Annotated in this window: 20 protein-coding genes; 15 read left to right on the forward strand and 5 right to left on the reverse strand. The window is 57.9% G+C overall.

Annotated features, from left to right (window positions below; genetic code table 11):
* Positions 1-2: 2 nt before the first annotated feature.
* Together trpD and trpC are read left to right on the forward strand one after the other, a co-directional pair.
* Entirely contained in the window at positions 3-1040 is a 1038-nt protein-coding gene (gene trpD / locus AC3GOJ_RS05045) for an anthranilate phosphoribosyltransferase (protein ID WP_488236373.1), read from the forward strand.
* 9 nt (positions 1041-1049) lie between these two features.
* Complete coding sequence (gene trpC / locus AC3GOJ_RS05050) at positions 1050-1853, forward strand: indole-3-glycerol phosphate synthase TrpC (protein ID WP_488236374.1); 804 nt, start codon at positions 1050-1052, stop codon at positions 1851-1853.
* Here trpC and AC3GOJ_RS05055 read toward each other — a convergent pair.
* Together AC3GOJ_RS05055 and AC3GOJ_RS05060 are read right to left on the reverse strand one after the other, a co-directional pair.
* Positions 1850-2149: a HigA family addiction module antitoxin gene (locus AC3GOJ_RS05055; protein WP_488236375.1), complete on the reverse strand. Its 300-nt coding sequence runs from the start codon at positions 2147-2149 to the stop codon at positions 1850-1852. The genes trpC and AC3GOJ_RS05055 overlap by 4 nt on opposite strands.
* 12 nt (positions 2150-2161) lie before the next feature.
* Positions 2162-2449: a type II toxin-antitoxin system RelE/ParE family toxin gene (locus AC3GOJ_RS05060; protein WP_488236376.1), complete on the reverse strand. Its 288-nt coding sequence runs from the start codon at positions 2447-2449 to the stop codon at positions 2162-2164.
* Positions 2450-2611: 162 nt separating this feature from the next.
* On the opposite strand from AC3GOJ_RS05060, the gene AC3GOJ_RS05065 reads away from it, so the two are divergent.
* The 11 genes from AC3GOJ_RS05065 (at position 2612) to AC3GOJ_RS05115 (ending at position 13755) form a co-directional block, all read left to right on the forward strand.
* Positions 2612-3070 carry a nucleotidyl transferase AbiEii/AbiGii toxin family protein gene (locus AC3GOJ_RS05065; protein WP_488236377.1) on the forward strand — a complete coding sequence of 153 codons (459 nt, stop codon included), beginning with the start codon at positions 2612-2614 and terminating at the stop codon, positions 3068-3070.
* Entirely contained in the window at positions 3060-3788 is a 729-nt protein-coding gene (locus AC3GOJ_RS05070) for a hypothetical protein (protein WP_488236378.1), read from the forward strand. The genes AC3GOJ_RS05065 and AC3GOJ_RS05070 overlap by 11 nt, the downstream gene beginning before the upstream one ends.
* A 171-nt stretch (positions 3789-3959) precedes the next feature.
* Positions 3960-5183 (forward strand): porin, encoded by a 1224-nt coding sequence (locus AC3GOJ_RS05075; RefSeq protein WP_488236379.1) that lies wholly within the window; start codon positions 3960-3962, stop codon positions 5181-5183.
* A 74-nt stretch (positions 5184-5257) separates the two neighbouring features.
* Positions 5258-7135: a tetratricopeptide repeat protein gene (locus AC3GOJ_RS05080; RefSeq protein WP_488236380.1), complete on the forward strand. Its 1878-nt coding sequence runs from the start codon at positions 5258-5260 to the stop codon at positions 7133-7135.
* Between the two features lie 15 nt (positions 7136-7150).
* Positions 7151-7828 (forward strand): glycosyltransferase, encoded by a 678-nt coding sequence (locus AC3GOJ_RS05085; protein WP_488236381.1) that lies wholly within the window; start codon positions 7151-7153, stop codon positions 7826-7828.
* A 23-nt stretch (positions 7829-7851) separates the two neighbouring features.
* Entirely contained in the window at positions 7852-9360 is a 1509-nt protein-coding gene (locus AC3GOJ_RS05090) for a tetratricopeptide repeat protein (protein WP_488236382.1), read from the forward strand.
* A gap of 37 nt (positions 9361-9397) precedes the next feature.
* Positions 9398-10648 (forward strand): porin, encoded by a 1251-nt coding sequence (locus tag AC3GOJ_RS05095; RefSeq protein ID WP_488236383.1) that lies wholly within the window; start codon positions 9398-9400, stop codon positions 10646-10648.
* 79 nt (positions 10649-10727) lie between these two features.
* Positions 10728-11225 carry a hypothetical protein gene (locus AC3GOJ_RS05100; protein ID WP_488236384.1) on the forward strand — a complete coding sequence of 166 codons (498 nt, stop codon included), beginning with the start codon at positions 10728-10730 and terminating at the stop codon, positions 11223-11225.
* Entirely contained in the window at positions 11222-11764 is a 543-nt protein-coding gene (locus tag AC3GOJ_RS05105; RefSeq protein ID WP_488236385.1) for a GspH/FimT family pseudopilin, read from the forward strand. The genes AC3GOJ_RS05100 and AC3GOJ_RS05105 overlap by 4 nt, the downstream gene beginning before the upstream one ends.
* A 3-nt stretch (positions 11765-11767) precedes the next feature.
* Positions 11768-13033, forward strand: coding sequence for a UbiH/UbiF family hydroxylase (locus AC3GOJ_RS05110; protein ID WP_488236386.1), 1266 nt, complete (start codon positions 11768-11770; stop codon positions 13031-13033).
* 14 nt (positions 13034-13047) lie between these two features.
* Positions 13048-13755 carry a DsbC family protein gene (locus AC3GOJ_RS05115; protein ID WP_488236387.1) on the forward strand — a complete coding sequence of 236 codons (708 nt, stop codon included), beginning with the start codon at positions 13048-13050 and terminating at the stop codon, positions 13753-13755.
* Between the two features lie 71 nt (positions 13756-13826).
* Here AC3GOJ_RS05115 and AC3GOJ_RS05120 read toward each other — a convergent pair whose 3' ends face one another.
* The 3 genes from AC3GOJ_RS05120 to mltA form a co-directional block, all read right to left on the reverse strand.
* Entirely contained in the window at positions 13827-15026 is a 1200-nt protein-coding gene (locus tag AC3GOJ_RS05120) for an ammonium transporter (RefSeq protein ID WP_488236388.1), read from the reverse strand.
* A gap of 178 nt (positions 15027-15204) precedes the next feature.
* Positions 15205-15756 carry a class I SAM-dependent methyltransferase gene (locus AC3GOJ_RS05125; RefSeq protein ID WP_488236389.1) on the reverse strand — a complete coding sequence of 184 codons (552 nt, stop codon included), beginning with the start codon at positions 15754-15756 and terminating at the stop codon, positions 15205-15207.
* Between the two features lie 23 nt (positions 15757-15779).
* Entirely contained in the window at positions 15780-17033 is a 1254-nt protein-coding gene (gene mltA / locus AC3GOJ_RS05130) for a murein transglycosylase A (protein ID WP_488236390.1), read from the reverse strand.
* A 68-nt stretch (positions 17034-17101) separates the two neighbouring features.
* On the opposite strand from mltA, the gene AC3GOJ_RS05135 reads away from it, so the two are divergent.
* A complete protein-coding gene (locus tag AC3GOJ_RS05135) occupies positions 17102-17980 on the forward strand; it encodes an ATP-binding protein (protein WP_488236423.1) in 879 nt (292 codons plus the stop codon).
* Entirely contained in the window at positions 17977-18978 is a 1002-nt protein-coding gene (locus AC3GOJ_RS05140; RefSeq protein ID WP_488236391.1) for a Nudix family hydrolase, read from the forward strand. The genes AC3GOJ_RS05135 and AC3GOJ_RS05140 overlap by 4 nt, the downstream gene beginning before the upstream one ends.
* Positions 18979-18983 lie beyond the last annotated feature (5 nt).

The following is an 18983-nucleotide window of genomic DNA, read 5'->3' on the forward strand; positions in this document are numbered from 1 at the left end:
GCATGACCACCGATACCGTCTTTACCCCCAAAGAGGCCCTGCAGCGCCTGATTGAGCACCGCGAGATTTTTCATGAAGAAATGACCTCGCTGATGCGCCAGATCATGTCGGGGGAAGTTTCGCCCGTTATGATCGCCGGCATCCTTATCGGCTTGCGCGTCAAGAAAGAAAGTATTGAAGAGATCGCGGCAGCGGCGGCCGTCATGCGGGAGTTTGCCACCGGCGTCACAGTGGATGATGCGGATAACTTGCTGGATATCGTGGGCACCGGAGGGGATGGTGCGCACACCTTTAATATTTCCACGACCGTGATGTTTGTCGCGGCCGCGGCGGGTGCGCGTGTGGCCAAGCACGGCGGGCGCTCCGTCTCAAGCCAGTCCGGCAGTGCCGATGCGCTGGAAGCATTGGGGGCCAAACTGGATCTGTCCCCAGCGCAGGTGGCGCAGAGCATTGCTCAAACGGGTATTGGCTTTATGTTTGCGCCCAATCACCACAGCGCCATGAAGCATGCGGCACCGGTGCGTAAAGAGCTGGGCGTGCGCACGCTCTTCAATATTCTCGGCCCGCTTACCAACCCGGCCCATGCCGGCACGCAGCTGCTCGGTGTGTTCCATACCGATCTGGTGGGTATTCTGGTACGTGTGCTGCAACGCCTGGGCAGCCGCCGTGCGTTGGTGGTGCATGGGCTGGATGGTCTGGACGAAGTGTCGTTGGCCGGCCCCACACTGATCGGCGAGCTGAAGGGCGGCGAAGTCCACGAATATCAGATCGCGCCGGAAGACTTTGGTTTGTCGCGGGCGCCCATTAGTGCGCTGCAAGTAGCCAACCCGGTTGAATCGATTGCCCGCATGAACGCCGTGCTCGCCAATGAGGCAGGCCCCTCGCGGGATATCGTCCTGTTGAATGCGGGCGCGGCGCTCTATGCGGCCGGCCGGGTCGACAGCATCGCTGCGGGGGTGGCGCAAGCCCGTGAAGTCATCGCCTCTGGTGCGGCGTTGAAGAAACTCAACGAATTTGTCGCCTGCACGAACACCCTATAAGAAGACAGTATGAACACAAAAAGCGACATCCTCGCCAGAATCATCGCCACCAAAGAAGTCGAAGTCAAAGCCGGTTATGCCCGGCACTCCTTGGCCGACATGGAAGCGCGGGCAAAAGTGCAGCCGGCACCGCATGACTTTGTCGGGGCCATTCGAGCCAAGCTTGCCGCTAAGCAGCCGGCGGTGATTGCCGAAGTTAAAAAGGCCAGCCCGTCTAAAGGCGTCATCCGCGCAGACTTTGATCCGGCAGCCATTGCCGCCTCGTATGCCGCGCATGGCGCGGCGTGTCTATCGGTGCTGACCGACGTGGATTACTTTCAGGGTGCCAACACCTATTTGCAGCAGGCACGCGCCGCGTGTGACCTGCCGGTGATCCGCAAAGACTTCATCATTGACCGCTGGCAGATCGCCGAAGCCCGTGCCATTGGTGCGGATGCCGTTCTGCTGATTGTGTCCGCACTCACCGATGCACAGCTCCATGATCTGGAGGCTTATGCCTTGAGCCTGGGTCTCGCCGTGCTGGTTGAAGTGCACGATGGGGAAGAGCTTACGCGTGCGCTCACCCTTAAAACCCCGCTCATTGGGGTTAATAACCGCAACCTGCGCACCTTCGAGGTGTCGCTCAATACAACGTTGGTTTTGAAAGACCGTATCCCGGCAGATCGTATCGTCGTGGCCGAGAGCGGCATCCTGGCGCCGGCTGATGTGCAGGTGCTGCGTGATGCCGACATTAATACCTTCCTGGTAGGCGAGGCTTTCATGCGGGCGCCAGAGCCGGGTGTGGAACTCGCTAGGTTATTTGCCGACGACTAGGCAGCCAGTTCGGCGTGGCGCACCACGGCAGTCGGCTTCGCCTGTTGCGTTGCATGCCATAGGTCGTAAGCAAGTTGCCCCTTGAGCCAGCTTTCGGCGCTGGGCCCGTCAAGCCAAGCCTCAAGGCGTAGCGCAAAGTCGACGCTAATGCCGGCCTTTTCGTTGAGAACGCGTGACAGTGTCACGCGATTAACGCCGAGCTCAAGCGCTGCTTGAGTGACTGTTAGTCCGAGCGCTGGCAGTACATCCTCTCGCAAAGTTTCACCGGGGTGGGGTGGGTTAAACATTCTGCTCATTATGGTTTCCTTTTAGTGGTAGTCCTGATAATCAACCAGAACGGCATCTTCCGCTTCAAACATAAAGGTCATTCGCCAGTTGCCATTAACCGTTACCGACCAATGGCCATCACGGTTTTCAGAAAGTTGGAGCAGTCGCCAGCCGGGGATGTTCATGTCTGCAGGGCCTGCTGCGTCATTGAGTTGTCGTAGTTGACGGGCGAGCCGCGGCGCATGGTCCGGTCTAATGCCCGCTTTGCTTCCGGTCTCAAAGAACATTTTGAGTCCTTTGTGTCTGAATGCTTTAATCATGAGTTGCATTGTAGCGTCTAGCGCTACAAAATCAAGGTTAATCAAAAAAGTTGCTCATTATCTTTATGCGTGCCCCAGAGCCGGGTGTCGAGCTGGCAAGGTTGTTCGCCTGAGTGCTACATAAAATGCAGGTTATCGACCCATCCCTATTAGGCTTTCAGCCGCTCGCCATTGCTCGGGACCGTTTTCAGCTTTAAGGCAGAAGCCTCTGGTCGGCACGAAAGCTTTGCCGATCAATATAAGACAGCGCTGCCATTAAAGCCACCGCCGTCTTATCGTCTGGCACCCATCACGATGAGTGTCTACCCGCTCAACGTATTGCTGGCTACCAAGATCGCGGCGCTCATGAGTCCGGAGCGGAATGTGCCCCGTGATGTGTACGACATCAAACGCATGCTTGACGTAGGCGCGACACCAGAAGGTCTGCATGACTTGGTTGAGCCTGAGCCGCTGCATGAATTTGCTACAGCGGTGTGGGCCAAGGTTGGCGGCATTCATTACAACGCCTTCAAAACAGAATTGTTGCCGTTCGTCGGGCGCGCCACCGCAGACGAGGTCACCGAAGAAACATGGGCGACCTGGTGTGCTGATGTCGCTGGCGCGATTGAGCAGATTTGCCATGGCTTTTAAGCTCGACCTCGCGTTGCAGATTCTACGCGACCCGGATTGTCCTCGGGTATTAACGAGCGGTGAGCTCGTGCAGTGGTTTGCAATGGCCGGTATCGCCGCTTCTGAAGCCACCCAAAAACGCTGGATCGCCTACATGAAAAAAAGCGGCCTCCTCAAAACCGTGCGCCGCGGCTTGTTTATCAATGCGCTGGTTAATCCTGCAGTGCAGTTAGATGAAGCGGCCGGTGCCATTTGTCGTGGCGCCATCGTTAGCCTACAAAAAGTTTTGGGCGATGCCGGTGTATTGAATAACTACACATCCTGGGTCACCTGCGTGGTTGCCTTGCCGCCCGCAAAGCTAAAAAGCGGAAAAAGCACTTACGGTTTTGCCCGACCCAGCACCGGCACGGTTGAAACGCAGGGTGGCCTATTTACATTTCAGGCCATGCCATTCGATCTGATTCATCTGGCCGGCTTGCTGGACGATTGTCTTGAACAGCTGCCCTACCAGCGAGCCACCCCAGAAAAAGCATTTCTGGATTGGCTGTATCTGGGTGCAACCAGCAGAAGCCACATGACACCGCCACCGCTAGACCTAGATATAAGCATGCTGAACCAGAATAGATTAAAGCGGCTGGCTGAAGCCATGGGCTTGTCTGAAGGGCTTAAAGGTTGGCTTAAAGAAAAGGCTGCTTTTGATCGGGCACCCGGCACGTTGGCGAATGCGCCTGGGGTCTAAAAGCCACAAGTGTTGCATTGTTGCAACAAAACAACACTCTCAGACCAAATCTGTTGTATTTAAGTTGCTTTGCCCTGCGCGGTGTTCCACAATCCGATCAACCACTCATCCGATGAGAGGTTCCTGGTTCCAGCGCAGCTGGTGCCATCAATCTTAAGAGGAGAATCTCTAATGCAAAAGAAAATCGTTGCTCTGGCAGTTGCCGGCCTGTCGACCGCTGCCTTCGCACAAACCAACGTGACCATCTACGGTGTTGCTGACCTGTCGGTTCAGGGTATTACGGCTTCGAACAGCAAGGCTCGTTACAACGCTGACGGTAGCGTTATGGAAGTTCAGTCGAACTCCTCGCTGATGGGCTTCAAGGGCAGTGAAGATCTGGGCAACGGCGTTAAGGCCCTGTTCCAGGCTGAAACTACGCTGGATCTGGCTGGTAACCAAAATGGTACGGCTGGTAAGTCGGGTGTTTCTTACGGTAACAGCGGTGGCGTATTCTCGAGCGGTCTGCGTGACTCGTTCGTTGGTGTGAACACCAAGTACGGTACAGGTCTGGCTGGTTATCTGTCGACGCCGATGCGTTCGGCTCTGACTTCGTTTGACGTGATGCCGGGTGCAACGGGTTCGGGTCAGATCGAAAAGCAAATGACTCAGATGAAGTTCGGTATGTCGGGTGCTCAGTACGGTACATCGCTGCGTGCAACGGCTATCGCCTACGCAATGCCGACTCTGTACGGCTTTGACGCTTCGATCGCCTACACCGGTTCGAACAACAACGGTACCACCAACGCAACTGAAGCTACTCAGTGTACAAACGCACAGCTGTCGGCTTGCTCGATCGCTCCGCAAAGCGCCTGGGGTCTGAACCTGGGTTGGACTGGCTACGGCGTGAACGTCAAGGGTGCCTTCCAGCAGAACAACAACAACACACTGGCTTCGACCACGAACCTGAACGCTGGCAACTACGGCGACTACACTTCGTACCTGGTTGGTGCCATGTACACAGGTATCCAAGGTCTGAAGGTTTCGGGCGTGTACGTTCGTAACTCGCTGGGTACCAACGGCCCGACAGCTCTGACCACAAATGGCGCTGGCAAGATCTCGAACAACCAGTGGTGGATGGGTACATCGTACCGTATGGGCAACTGGGAACCGCGTGTTTCTGCCGTGTTCAGCAGCGACATGGATGGCTCGAGCGTTCAGCAGCTGGGTTCGCGTCAGTGGACTGCCAACGTTGGCTACTACCTGAGCAAGCGTACACAAGTGTACGGCCTGATTTCGAACGTCAACAACTCGGCTAACCAGAGCTTTGACCTTGGTCAGCAAACTTCGAAGATGGGTACAGGCGCTGCTGGTATGAACCTGTTCACATACGGTATGGGTATGCGTACCACGTTCTAATCTGACTTAGGTCAAATTAGTACTTAAAACGGGCGCTTCGGCGCCCGTTTTTATTTGCCTGTTAAAATGACTCTATGAACACACCACAGGCATTGCAGCAAGCATTCCAGTTTTTGAATCAGGGGCAGTTGCCGGCGGCCGGGCAGTTGTTCGAAAGCATTCTGCAGCGAGAGCCACATAACTTTGCAGCGCTCAATGGCCGGGGCTTTGTCGCCCTTCAGCAGAACCGTTTGCCGCAGAGTGCGGCCGACTTCCAGCAATCGTTAGCCATCAATCCACAACAGGCCTTTGCTCAGAAGATGCTGGGTATTGTGCTGGGTGCCATGGGTCAGTTGGATGCCGCCATGCAGGCATTTGCGGCTGCGCTGTCACTGGATGCCAAAGACCCGGAAGTCTATTTCAATCGGGCCAACTTCCGCTTCCAGGCGGGGTTGGCGCAGGAAGCCCTGGCCGATCTGGACGCAGCGATTAAGCTGCGCGGTTCGTATCTGGAAGCCCGCTCAAACCGGGCCAATCTGTTGATTCAGCTCGGAGACTTTGCCCGTGCTGAAAATGATCTCGATTACCTCGTTGGCAAAGTGACCAATAACCCGGATATCTGGGTAGCGTTGGGCCTGGCGCGCCATAAGGTCGGCAAGCATCAGGGCGCCATGCAGTCCAATGAGCGGGCTTTGAAGCTGGTGCCGAATCATCCGGATGCATTGCTCAATAGTTCCAGCGCCCTGTATGACCAGGGTGAGTATCCGATGGCGTTGACTTGGGCGGAAAAGGCGATTGCCGTCACACCGCAGCGTGCCGAAGTGCACTATGCCAAGGCGCAGGCCCTGATGGCGATGCACCGTTTTGACGAAGCGATTGCGGCGTATAGCAAAGCGATTGCATTGAACCCGAACTATGCCGAAGCCTGGATGGGTAGGGGACTAACGCAGGCGCGTCTGCGCGAGCGGGATGCGGCGCTTGCCGATTATGAGCGTGCCGTGGCCTTGCGCCCCGATTATGACGAGGCCCTCTTCAATAAGGGGCACGTTTTGTTGGAGCACCACGATTTCGCCGATGGCTGGGCGGCCTATGAGCACCGCTTCGGTATGCCGTCATTAGGGATTAAAAATCTTCCGGATATGCCGGTGTGGGATGGTTCGCCTTTGTCGTTTTCTGCCGGCAAACTGCTGGTGCGCGGAGAGCAGGGGCTGGGTGATCAGATTCTATTCGCGACGGTGCTGCCAGATCTGTTGAAGATCGTACCCAATGTGTGTCTGCAACTGGAGCCCCGTCTGGTGCCGTTGTTCCAGCGTTCATTTCCCAATGTTGAAGTGCTCAGTCGGGACAAGAAGCCGCCAGCCGATATCGCGGCACAGATCTGTGTGGGCAGCTTGCCGCAGTTCTTCCGCAAATCAGTCGCGGATTTCTCACGGGCACAGCTGCCGCTACTGATGTCGGATGCTACGAGAACGGCAGCCTTCCGTGCGGCACTGGCACCGAACGGCGAACGCATTATCGGGCTGAACTGGCGCAGCTTCCGCAACAAATACGCGAATGATAAATCCGTGAATCTCATGGACTTGGCACCCTTCTTCCATTTGCCCGGCTGTACCGTGGTGAATCTGCAGTACGGGGATGTTAAGGATGAACTGCGTGCTGCCGAATCAGCAGGTCTGCATTTCAACAGGGCCGTGACGATTGATCTGACCAAGGATATTGATGGCGTGGCGAGTCTGGTCGATGCCTGTGATGTGCTGGTGAGTGCCAGTAATACCACGGTGCATATTGCGGGTGCCCTGGCCAAGCCGGTGATGCTGATGCTACCGTATCGTACGGGCAAGCTGTGGTATTGGTCAGAAGCGCGGGGTGACGGCTCGCTCTGGTATCCGACAATTCGAACTTTCCATCAGTCGGCACAGGGCGATTGGACGGGTACAATTAACGATATTGTTAATTGTCTGAAAAATTCGTAGAAAGTGTGGTTGGGTATGTCGCGGATTCAGGTAGTGATTGGGTTTGATCAACGTGAGGCCGTGGCCTATCACACCTTCTGCCAGAGTATTCTGGAACGGGCCTCGCAGCCGGTGTCATTTACCCCGTTGGCGCTCAATACGTTGAACAGCTATGTGGAAAAGCACACCGACGGTAGTAATGCGTTCATTTACTCCCGTTTTCTGACGCCCTGGCTGATGGATTATCAGGGTTGGGCCATTTTTGCCGATGGCGACATGATTTGCCGCGACGATATTGCCAAACTCTGGGCGCTACGCGACGCAAGCAAAGCCGTGATGGTGGTGCAGCACGATTACAAGACCAAGGCACACGAGAAGTATCTGGGCAACAAGAACCAGGACTACCCGCGCAAGAACTGGTCGAGCGTAATTTTATGGAACTGTGCGCACCCGCAAAACCGGCGTCTCGATCCGGCCTACGTGATGTCTCACCCCGGGTCACATCTGCATCGCTTCGCGTGGCTGGAGGATGCGTTGATTGGCGAGATCCCGAAAGATTGGAACTGGCTGACAACCGAGTACCCGGATAACTACGAGGCCAAGCTGCTGCATTACACGCTGGGTACGCCGTGTTTTAAGGATTACACAAACTCCGAGATGGCCGAGCTCTGGCATGCCGAGCATGACAAGATCAACCAGGGTATGGGCGTATAGCCAGCCATGATGAGCCAGCATTGATGGCCAAGAAGAAATCCGCGTTTGACCGTGTGCAGACGCGCGCCCCCGGTGCCGCAGTCATCGACGGCTTAAATCACCAGGGCTTGATGTTGCTGCAGCAGGGCCAGTTTCAGGCGGGGGCCGATCTGTTGAGTCAGTCACTGGCGCATAATCCGCGTCAGCCCGAGGTGTATTACAACTTCGGCTATGCCTTGCAGCAGCTCGGTTTGCTAGATTCTGCGGTTCAGGCCTATGGTCAGTGCATTGCCTTGATGCCCGAGGATGTGGATGCGCGCATGAGCCGTGGTCATGTACTGGCCACGCAGAAACGTTATGAAGCGGCGCTGACCGACTTTAGCAAGGCGACTCGTCTGGCACCGCAGAATGCCGATGCCTGGAATAACCTGGGCAATGTGCTGCAGGATTTGCAGCGTGATGCTGAAGCCCTTGCTGCTTACGATAAGGCGCTGGCGCTGCGCCCAGGTTTTGCGCAGGCCTGGTTCAATCAGGGTAAGGCCCTGGGTGCGCTGGAGCGCTACGTAGACGCTGATAACGCCTACGCCAAAGCGCTGAGCTTGAACCCCGATTATGAAGACGCTAAGTGGCATCAATCCTGGATTAAATTAGTTCTAGGCGACTTCAGGCTTGGCTGGTCGCTATTTGAGGCGCGCTGGACCGTACCCGCGTTGGGTAACCAGCGGCGTTATCCGCAGCTGCCCCAATGGCTGGGTCAGGCCCCCTTGGCCGGAAAATCGCTTCTGCTCTACGCCGAGCAGGGGCTGGGCGATACGCTGCAGTTCTGCCGTTATGTCCCGGTGTTGCAGGCCATGGGCGCCCGGGTGAGTCTGGCGGTGCAGGCACCACTCGTGTCTTTGTTGGCGGATCAGTGGCCTGGGGTGACTGTGGCGGAAGTGGGTGCGGCGGTCTTTGCTGATCCGTCCGCGTTCGATTGGGCAACGCCGCTGATGAGTCTGCCGCTGGCCCTGGGCACGATGCTTGAAACCATTCCTCAGGCACCCTATCTGCAGGTGGCGGGGGCTGGTGATTGGGCAGCAGAGTCGCCAGCAGTACGGCCACGTGTGGGCTTGGTTTGGTCCGGCAGTACCGGGCATAAGAATGATCAGGCGCGCAGTATTGCGCTGGAGACGCTGGCACCTCTGTTGCAGTTGCCGGTGGATTGGGTCTGTTTGCAGCCTGACTTGCGTGGGCATGATCTGGCCTGGTTGGCGGCTAACCCGGATGTGCCACTAACACGTCCGCAACTGACAGACTTTGCCGAAACGGCCCGCGTCATTGTCGGGCTGGATTGGGTGGTGACCGTCGATACGGCAGTGGCGCACCTGGCCGGTGCACTGGGTAAAGAAACGTGGTTACTGTTGCCGACCGGTGCCGATTATCGCTGGCTGTTGGAGCGCTCCGATACGCCGTGGTACCCAGGGATGCAGTTGTTCCGTCAGAAAAACCGGGGTGACTGGCCGGCTGTTGTGACACAGGTTCTTCAAGATATGGTCATAAAAATCCAATACTGACTGGATATAGTTTTGTGGTGCAAGCATTGGAGCCACCATGAAACATCAACACACACTGTTGGCCGCTGCCATGATGAGCGTGGCCTCCCTGACTCAGGCACAGACCAGCATGACCGTCTACGGCGTGGCCGATGTGTCTGCCCAAGGCTTTAGTTTGATGAGTGGCAAGGCGGGAAACTACAGCGCAACCTCGGGCTCGCCCGCAGAAGGGAATGCATTTAATCTTCAGAGCAACTCCTCCTTGTTAGGTTTCAGGGCGGATGAAGCGCTGAGTGCAGGATCTAAGGTACTGTTTCAAGCGGAAACCACCCTCAACATGGTAGGGGGTGGTGGCGTTACGTTTGGGAATGGCAGCCTGTTTGGTGGTCTGAGAGACACCTTTGTAGGTTTGTCCGGCGGGCATGGCGTTTTGCGAGCAGGGTATAACTCAACGCCGTTGCGCGCAGCCGTCACGGGGTTTGATGTGATGCCTGGTGCAACGGGATCATCTGATATTACGCGAATGATGGGCAATATGCGCTTTGCCGAGCGAAGTCTGAACGGGTCGAATCGCTCTACTGCGGCACAGGCGTATGACTCGGCAATTCGCACCACCTCGGTGATGTATTCGAGCCCAACCTATCTGGGGTTTAATGGATCCGTGGTTTACACCGGCTCGAATAATAATGGTACGACAAACACCACCGATGCAACGGTGTGCGGTGGGACAACCGCCAGCCGTTCTGCCTGTACGGTGGCGCCGCAGAGTCTGTGGGGTTTTGGCCTGGGTTGGGAAGGTTATGGGGTGAATGCGAAGCTCGCATTTCAACAAGCCAGTTACAACATCACACCCAATGCGTTGACGAATGTTCATAACGCCGGTGACTACACCAGTTTTCTGGTCGGGACGTCTTATACGGGCGTGCCGGGGTTGAAGCTTTCTACGGTGTACGTCCGAAACAACTTGCAGTCCAACGGACCATCGAACATTGCCACCGGCGCTAAGGTATTGAGCAACAACCAACTTTGGGCGGGGGCCTCCTACCGTTTTGGTGAACACGAGCCCAGAATTTCGGCTGTTTGGAACAGCAATATCAACGGTGGCGATGATGGGCAGTTGGGCGCAAGACAGTGGAACTTGAACTGGGGATATTTTCTCAGTAAGAGGACACAGGTTTACGGCGTCGTATCATTTCTGGATAACTCGGCTAACCAGAATTACGCTTTGGGGCAGCAATCGAATAACCTGAAACCCACGGGCGGCCAGAATCTGTTGACCTATGGTACCGGCTTGCGAACGACATTCTGAATCTTTGAGAAAGACAGACTGACTCAGGGTAGACTTATGGCATCGTAAAAATACGCCAGAGATGGATGGGACGCTCGAGATGATAAAGCCTCAAGTTTTGCTCTTGGCCGGCCTAATGACGTTGGGAGCGCTCGGTGGCTGTGCTTCGGGGGGCTTTGGCAGTGCCGAAAGCCTCGATAGTATTCAGCAGCAGTTGCTGGGCGATATGCCCTTGCCGCAGGGCTCCAAAATCAGTAATGATCAATCCATGATTCTGGGTGGCGGCTCGCAGTGGACGGGGCGTATTGTGATCAGTACGCCGCAGGGGCCGACCGATACCTTTACCTTCTTTCGCGACCAGTTTCCCCGGGCGGGCTGGACAGGTATTTCGTCGATCAAGTCCAAGACCAGTATTCTGGTGTTTGCTAAAGGGGACCGTACCTTGACGGTAGAGATTAACGAGGCGGGCGCTTTTCAGAGTGGCGGCGCCATTGTGGCCCTGACGGCAGCGCCGAAAGGCGGCACGGCACCGGTGAATCTCAACCCTCAACCCTCTCCGGGTATGGGGCCTGCTGCTTCAGGGGCGCCGCTCCGTTGATTGCCCGGTGGGTGTTGCAGGCGGAAGCGGGCCTGACGCTGATTGAAGTGTTGATCGGTCTGGTCTTGCTGGCGTTGCTGGGTACGTTGGCCGTGCCTTCGTTTGCGGATTATCAGGAACGGCAGCGTTTGAAGACGGCTGCTGAAAGCCTGGCGACGAGTCTGAACCTGGCCCGGGCCGAAGCCTTGGCGCAACAACGCTTCATGTATGTGCAGCTAGCCGGACAGGGAAGTTCCCGCTGGTGTTATGCGGTGTCGGCGGAGGCCAAGTGTGATTGTCTGAGTGGGGATTGTGATGCCCTGCAGCGCGTGGACGCCGACCGGCTACCGGGCATCGAGTTGGGCGGGAGTAGCCGGCCGGTGTTCCGCTTTAACTGGAAGAATGGTGCGGCCACAGGCGCCAATGGCACGGCGACGTTTGTAGGCCAGCGCACCGGACAACGGCTTTGCGTAGTGCTGAGTAATCTGGGGCGGGTTAGAATGAGCACTTCCAAACAGAACCCGGTGACCGGGTACCCGCAAGAGACGACGTGTCACTGACTTATGAGCCACCATCATTCCCACCGGCACCTTGCCGCTGAATCGCCTCAACCAGTCGCTGCGTCGACCGCGCACGCGCAGGATTTTGATCTGATTATTGTCGGCGGTGGGCTGACAGGCTCGGCATTGGCGGTGGCGCTGGCCGATACCTCGCTGCGCATTGCCCTGGTTGATGCGCGTGCGCCATCGCGGCCGCAGGCCTGGCCTGAGCAGTGGGATAACCGGGTGTACGCCATCAGCCCCGGTAGTGCGGATCTGCTCTCGGAGATTGGTTGCTGGGCGCATCTGACGCCGGATCGCCTGCAGCGCGTGGAGCGCATGGTCGTCCGCGGTGATGCGGGCGGCGAAATCAGCTTCTCGGCTTTCGAGACTGGGACCGAGGAGCTGGCCTGGATTGTGGAATCCTCTGAAATGGCGGTGGAGCTGTGGACGACGGTGAGTCGCCAGCGCAACGTGACCTGCTTTTGCCCGGCAACGCCGGCCGCGTTGCAGGTGAGCGATGCCGGCGCGCTGCTCACGCTCGACGGTGGTGCTGCCTTGCGGGGCAAACTGGTCGTCGGGGCGGATGGTCGTGAATCCTGGGTGCGTCAGCAGATCGGGCTGAGCAGTACGCATGATCCCTACAACGAGCTGGGTGTGGTGGCGAACTTCCGTACCGAGCAGCCGCATTTCGGCACGGCCTACCAGTGGTTTCGGGAGGATGGCGTACTGGCCTATCTGCCCTTGGCCGGGGGGGGTGGCGCAGACCGTGGTCACCTGATGTCGATGGTCTGGTCGGCACCGGAAGACGTTGCCAGAACCTTGCTGGCCGATTCGGCAGAGGCGCTGGCCGAGCGGGTAGCGAATGCCGGTGGCAACCAGTTGGGTCGTCTGCAATTGATGGCACCGGCAGCGGGTTTTCCGCTCAAGCTGGTACGTGTGCCGCAGGTGGTGGCACCACGGGTGGCGCTGATTGGCGATGCGGCGCATGGGATTCATCCATTAACGGGTCACGGCGTGAATCTGGGGTTTCAGGATGTGCGGGTGCTGGCCGATCTGATCCGCCATGCGCGAGCCGTGGATGATCTGGGAGACCTGCGGTTGCTCTCGCGCTATCAGCGTGCCCGTCGTGAAGAGGTGGTGATGTTGCAGTCGGCCACGGATGCGATGCGCAAACTGTTTGCCAGCAAAGCCCCCGGGTTGGGGGCTTTGCGTAATTGGGGGTTATCGCTGACCGATAAGCTGACCCCGCTCAAATCGATGTTGATTCGTTACGCGCTCGAGCGCTGATAGGAAAACAGAAAATGATGAAAAAAATGATGACCGGTTTATGGGTCGCAGCGGTCATGGGTTTGGGCAGTGCCTCTGTCCTGGCTCAGGAGATTGCCTCGCCCAGCCTGGCAAAAGTGGTAGAGACGCAACTGGGGGTGAAACCACAGCGGATTATCAAGACCCCGTACCTGGGCGGTCTTTACGAGATTTATGCGGGTGGCCAGTTGTTCTACAGCGATGAAAAGGGCTCGGTGTTCGTCTTCGGTTCGTTGATCGATGGCAAGACCCATCGCAATATCACGGCGGAGCAGCAGTTGGCCCTGCTGCCGCTGCAGGATGCGATTAAACGCGTGAATGGCAATGGCGGCAACGGCAAACGAACGCTGATCACCTTTGAAGATCCGAACTGTGGTTACTGCAAGAAGCTGACCAAGGAGCTGGCAGGCATCAAAGATGCCACGGTTTATACCTTCCTGGTGCCCTTGCTGTCGGAAGATTCGCTGGTCAAATCGAAAAAGATCTGGTGTGCGTCAGACCGTCTGAAGGCCTTTGATGACTGGATGATTAACGGCAAGGCCCCGAGTGGTTCGGATAACTGTGCCAATCCGCTGGAGCGCAACAGCAAGCTGGCCCAGGGGTTGGGTGTGAGTGGTACCCCGGCGATTTTCTTCCCCAACGGGGAGCGCGTGCCGGGTTATATGCCGCTGGATAAGATCGAGAAAATGCTCAAGGCCAACTGATCCTTTATTCGGCAGACCAAAGCAAAGGGCGCCGAGGCGCCCTTTGCTGTTTCTGTTAATGGCGTTGCTGATTACAGGTCGCGGGTATCCGGCGTGGCCGTAATGCGGTGAATGGTCAGGTCGGCACCGTTGTATTCTTCTTCCTGATCCAGGCGGATGCCGACAAAGGCCTTGAGGGCACCGTAGACGACGGTGCCGCCCACCAGGGCAACAATGATCGCCAGGCCGGTCATGATGGCTTGGGCTGCGAGAGAAATGCCGCCCAGCCCCCCCAGTGCTTCGGCACCGAAAATGCCCGCGGCAATCCCCCCCCAGGCACCACACAGACCGTGCAGGGGCCAGACACCCAGTACATCATCGATCTTCAGGCGGTTTTGGGTCAGGGTGAACATCCAGACGAACAGGCCGCCAGCGATCAGGCCGGTGGCCAGAGCGCCCAGCGGGTGCATGAGGTCGGAGCCGGCGCAGACGGCCACCAGGCCGGCCAAAGGGCCATTGTAGGCAAAGCCCGGGTCGTTACGGCCAACAATCAGGGCGGCGATGGTGCCACCGGCCATGGCCATCAGCGAGTTGGCGGCGACCAGGCCACTGATCTTGTCGAGCGTCTGGGCGCTCATGACATTAAAGCCGAACCAGCCTACGGCCAGAATCCAGGCACCGAGTGCCAGGAAGGGGATCGATGACGGTGGGTGGGCAGCCATAGCGCCGTTTTTGCCATAGCGGCCATGGCGTGCACCGAGCAGCAGCACGGCGGGTAGGGCGATCCAGCCGCCCATAGCGTGCACCACGACGGAGCCGGCGAAGTCATGGAATTCGAAACCGAAGGTCCCTTTCAGCCATGCCTGAATGCCGAAGTGCTGGTTCCAGGCGATGCCTTCGAAGAACGGATAGACGAAACCGACCAGCACAAAAGTCGCCGCCAGCTGCGGGTTGAACTTGGCGCGCTCGGCGATGCCGCCCGAGATGATGGCCGGGATGGCCGCAGCAAAGGTCAGCAGGAAGAAGAAGCGGGTGATGTCGTAACCGCTTTTTTCGGCAATCTGGCCAGCGCCAACAAAGAAATCGGTACCGTAGGCCACGGTAAAGCCGATGGCAAAGTAGGCCACGGTCGAAACGGCAAAGTCGGCCAGAATCTTGACCAGGGCGTTGACTTGGTTCTTTTTACGGACGGTGCCGACTTCCAGAAAGGCAAAGCCGGCATGCATGGCGAGCACCATAATGGCGCCCAGCAGAATAAACAGGGTGTCGGAGGCTGTCTTGAGGAGTTCCATGGGGCGGTTGCACAGATATCGTGCGTCAAGATTGGTAATGCCCCCATAAAAGCAATTTGTGTGCCAATTTGGTGCCCCGGTTTTCGGGGTTCATGGCTGGTTTTTGCACCAAGAAAGTGCGTTTACGCGAATCCCCGCCTTAAATCAGGGCGTGCCTGCCCAAAGTTGGTTCTGCCGCTTACAGAATGGTGTCGATGCGCTTCACAACCAGCCAGACGCCGTTGCCCATCACCTGGTGCGTCTGCAGCTGGATGATGTCGAAGTGCTGACACAGTTTGGGTAGCCACCACGAGGTCGGTTTCTGGATCAGGTGCGCATTGCGTCCATCCGCTAGCACCTTGCCGGCCGGCCCCATATGAATGGAGAAGAAGCCGATCTTGATGGTGATACGGGCCAGTTCGGCGATCACGTTGTCGATCAGTTCCGGTTCGATGTGTTCCAGTACATCGATGCAGCAGACCAGGTCAGCCGGTTGCGGGTTGCCGTATTCCGGGAAGGCCGGGTCGTAAGGCTTATAGATGGGCGTAGCGATACCTGCCTGCTTGAGCCCGATCAGCAGATTCTTTTTGCCGGCACCGTAATCCGAGACACTTTGCGCACCGGATTGACGCATCAGATCCGCCACCAGGGGTGCGAACTGTAATGAGGCAACCCCGTAGTTGGGGTTCTGGTGCAGCGCTTGTTGCAGCTTGCGGTATTCCTCGGTGATGGTCTGGCTGTTCTCGGTCATGCGCGTATCTCTGGCAAACGGGGTTAATTGCGTACTTTATCAGCTGGTACGGCAGCCGGGGGGAGCAGCGTCCACATCTGGCCGGGTTGCTTCATGCGGCCGGCCTCCTTGCCGGCTTCGGCGCCGAAGCCCCAGAAGAAGTCGGCACGAACGGCACCCTTGATGGCACCACCGGTATCCTGGGCCAGCACCAGGCGCTGCATGGGTTTGCTGGTGTTCGGATAGGAGGTGTCCAGCCAGACGGGGGCGCCCAGGGGTGTGGCGCGCGGGTCAATGGCGATGCTACGGCCCGGCGTTAGCGGGACGCCCAGTGCCCCGGGGGGGCCGGCATCGGGGTTGTTGGGGTCGGTGGGCAAGATGCGGAAAAAGACGTAGCTCGGGTTGGCATTAAGCAGCGCCTGGACTTTGGCGGGGTTGTTGCGAGCCCAGTTCTGGATGCCTTGCATGGAGGCGGTGTCTTTGGTGAGTGCACCCTGCTTGATCAGCACGCTGCCGATGCTCTGATAGGGTTGCCCGTTCTGGTCGGCGTAACCGACCCGGATCCGGCTGCCATCCGGCATCTGTACCCGGCCCGAGCCCTGAATCTGCAGGAAGAACAGTTCAATGGGGTCATCGACCCAGGTCAGGGTTCGGGCGTTCATGCGGCCGGGGTTGGCTTCGATCTGCTCGCGGGTCCAGTAGGGAATCACCTTGTTGTCGTCCGTCAGACGACCGCGTACTCGCTTGCCCTTGAGTTCCGGAAAGAGATCGCCAAGCTCGATGGTAAGCAGATTGGCGGGGACACCGTAGATGGGATAACGCGCTTTGTCAGTGGGCTGTTTGGCACCTTGGAGCAGCGGTTCGTAGTAGCCCGTGAACAGCCCGTTGCCGGCACCATCGTTCTGCACCAGCTGGTAGGGTTGATAGTACTTCTGGTAGTAGGCGCGAACGGCCGTCGGGTCCTTGCGCTGAGTGTCGGTCAGTGCGCGGGCGGCGTTGCAGGCATCCTGCCAGCCGGTCTTTTTGCCGAGTGCATTGCAACTCTGCAGTTGGGCTGGAAAGGCTTCGGTCAGGGTTTTATCATCGGCCCAGCCCGGCAGATCCGACCAGTTAGCTTGTTTCAGGGGTTTGATGATCTGTGCTGCAGCTGGCGGTTTTTCAGCCTCTTTGCAAGGGGGGCAGTCGGTCGTGGCGCAGCTGGCCAGCAGCACGAGAATGGCGCAGGCTGAGAGGGTCTTGAGTAGGCCTAAACCCTGAAATGCAGTAAGGTGTGCGGAGTTCGAAGTTGGTCGGTTCATGGCCAGCGCAAAAGAGGTCAAACGTGAATAAAACTGTTCCAAGTATACCGGCTGTCGCCAGCACCGGGATTGATGCGCTGACGGCATTACTGTTGCGTGCCGAGACCGTATTGGCTCGTCTGGAGGCCGTATTGCCAGATGCCAGTCATGCAGAGACGGACTGGTCGGCACAGGCCTGGCGCTGGGTGGTGAACAAGCGGACCGGTGCAGGAGCGCTGGTGGCCGTGCCGCGAATTTCCGAGATTGACTTAACGGATCTGCACGATGTGGATGAGCAGAAGCAGCGCCTGGTGGCCAATACCGAACAGTTTCTGGCCAGGCGCCCGGCCAACAATGTGCTGATGACTGGGGCGCGGGGTTGTGGCAAATCATCGCTGGTGCGTGCCTTGCTCAAGGCTTATCGCCATTATGGTGACGGAGGCTTACGCATCATCGAGATCGACAAACATGATCTGCGTGATATTCCGGACATTGTGTCGCTGATTAACGGCCGGCCCGAGCGCTTTATTCTGTTCTGTGACGATCTGTCCTTTGAGGCTGGTGAGGCCGGCTATACGGCGTTGAAGTCCGTGCTCGATGGTTCGGTGGCCGCCGTGCCGGATAATGTGCTGATTTACGCCACGTCCAACCGGCGACATCTGATGCCGGAGTACTTTTCGGAGAATGCCCAGACCAAGCATCTGGGCGAAGAGGTGCATCCGGCCGAAGCCGTCGAAGAAAAGATTTCACTGTCCGAGCGCTTTGGTCTTTGGTTGTCGTTCTATCCCTTCAGCCAGGATGCCTATCTGAATATCGTGAATGGCTGGCTGAAGCATTACGGTGAAGGTGACGCGGCGATTGCCGATGCGCGACAGCACGCCTTGAACTGGGCTGTGATGCGCGGCTCACGGAGCGGCCGTGTGGCCGAACAGTTTGCCCGCGACTGGGTGGGGCGGTGTCAATCATGAGTGGACAGAAGCTGGTGGTGTCTGGTGCGCAGATCGAAGCCAAACTAACTCGGGTGTCGGCTGCGGTGATTCTGCGCGATAGCAATCACAAGCGGCAATACCTGCTGGCGCAACGGCCAACCGGTAAAGCCTATGCCGGCTACTGGGAGTTCCCCGGTGGCAAGGTGGAGGCCGGTGAAAGTTTTGAACAGGCGTTGGTCCGTGAACTGCAGGAAGAGCTGGGAATCACGGTCACGGCGATGACGCCCTGGGTAACCCGCCAATTTGCGTATCCGCATGCCCGGGTGGAAATCCGTTTTTTCCGGGTGACCGATTGGGATGGCAGGTTGCAGCCCCTGGAGCACGCGGACGCGGCCTGGCTGAATTGTGATGCCATGGTCGGTGCGATGGATGTGACGTCAGTCGCGTTCCCCGTGTCACCGGTCTTGCCCGCCAATACCCCCATTCTGCGGGCGCTGGCTTTGCCGGCGACCTATGCCATCACCAACGCTAGCGAGAACGGTGAGGATGTTGAACTCGCTCGTTTGAAAGCGCAGCGGCCGCCTTTGGTGCAGGTGCGCGAACACGCGTTACCCGAAGCGGCTCGAGCGGATTTTTGTCGTGCGGTGGTCTCCGTGGTGCATGCTTACGGTGGGCAGGTAATCGTCAACGGTACGGTGGCCGAAGCACAGGCCTGCGCTGCCGATGGCATTCATCTGACAGCGGCACGGCTAATGGCGAGTGAATCGCGGCCGGAGGATTTGCTGGTGATGGCCTCATGCCACGACACCGCCGAATTGCAAAAGGCAGAAGCGTTGGGGCTCGATGCCGTGGTGCTGGGGCCAGTGGCCGCGACCGCCTCTCACCCGGGCCAAATCCCCATCGGATGGGCAAGGTTTGCAACGCTCATCGAGGGGGTTTCGATCCCGGTGTACGCCCTGGGCGGCATGACACTTGCAGATTCGACACGGGCGCAGGCCGCCGGTGCGCAGGGTGTGGCGATGATGCGGGGCTGGTAGACCGC

The sequence above is a fragment of the Fluviibacter sp. genome (assembly GCF_057744235.1).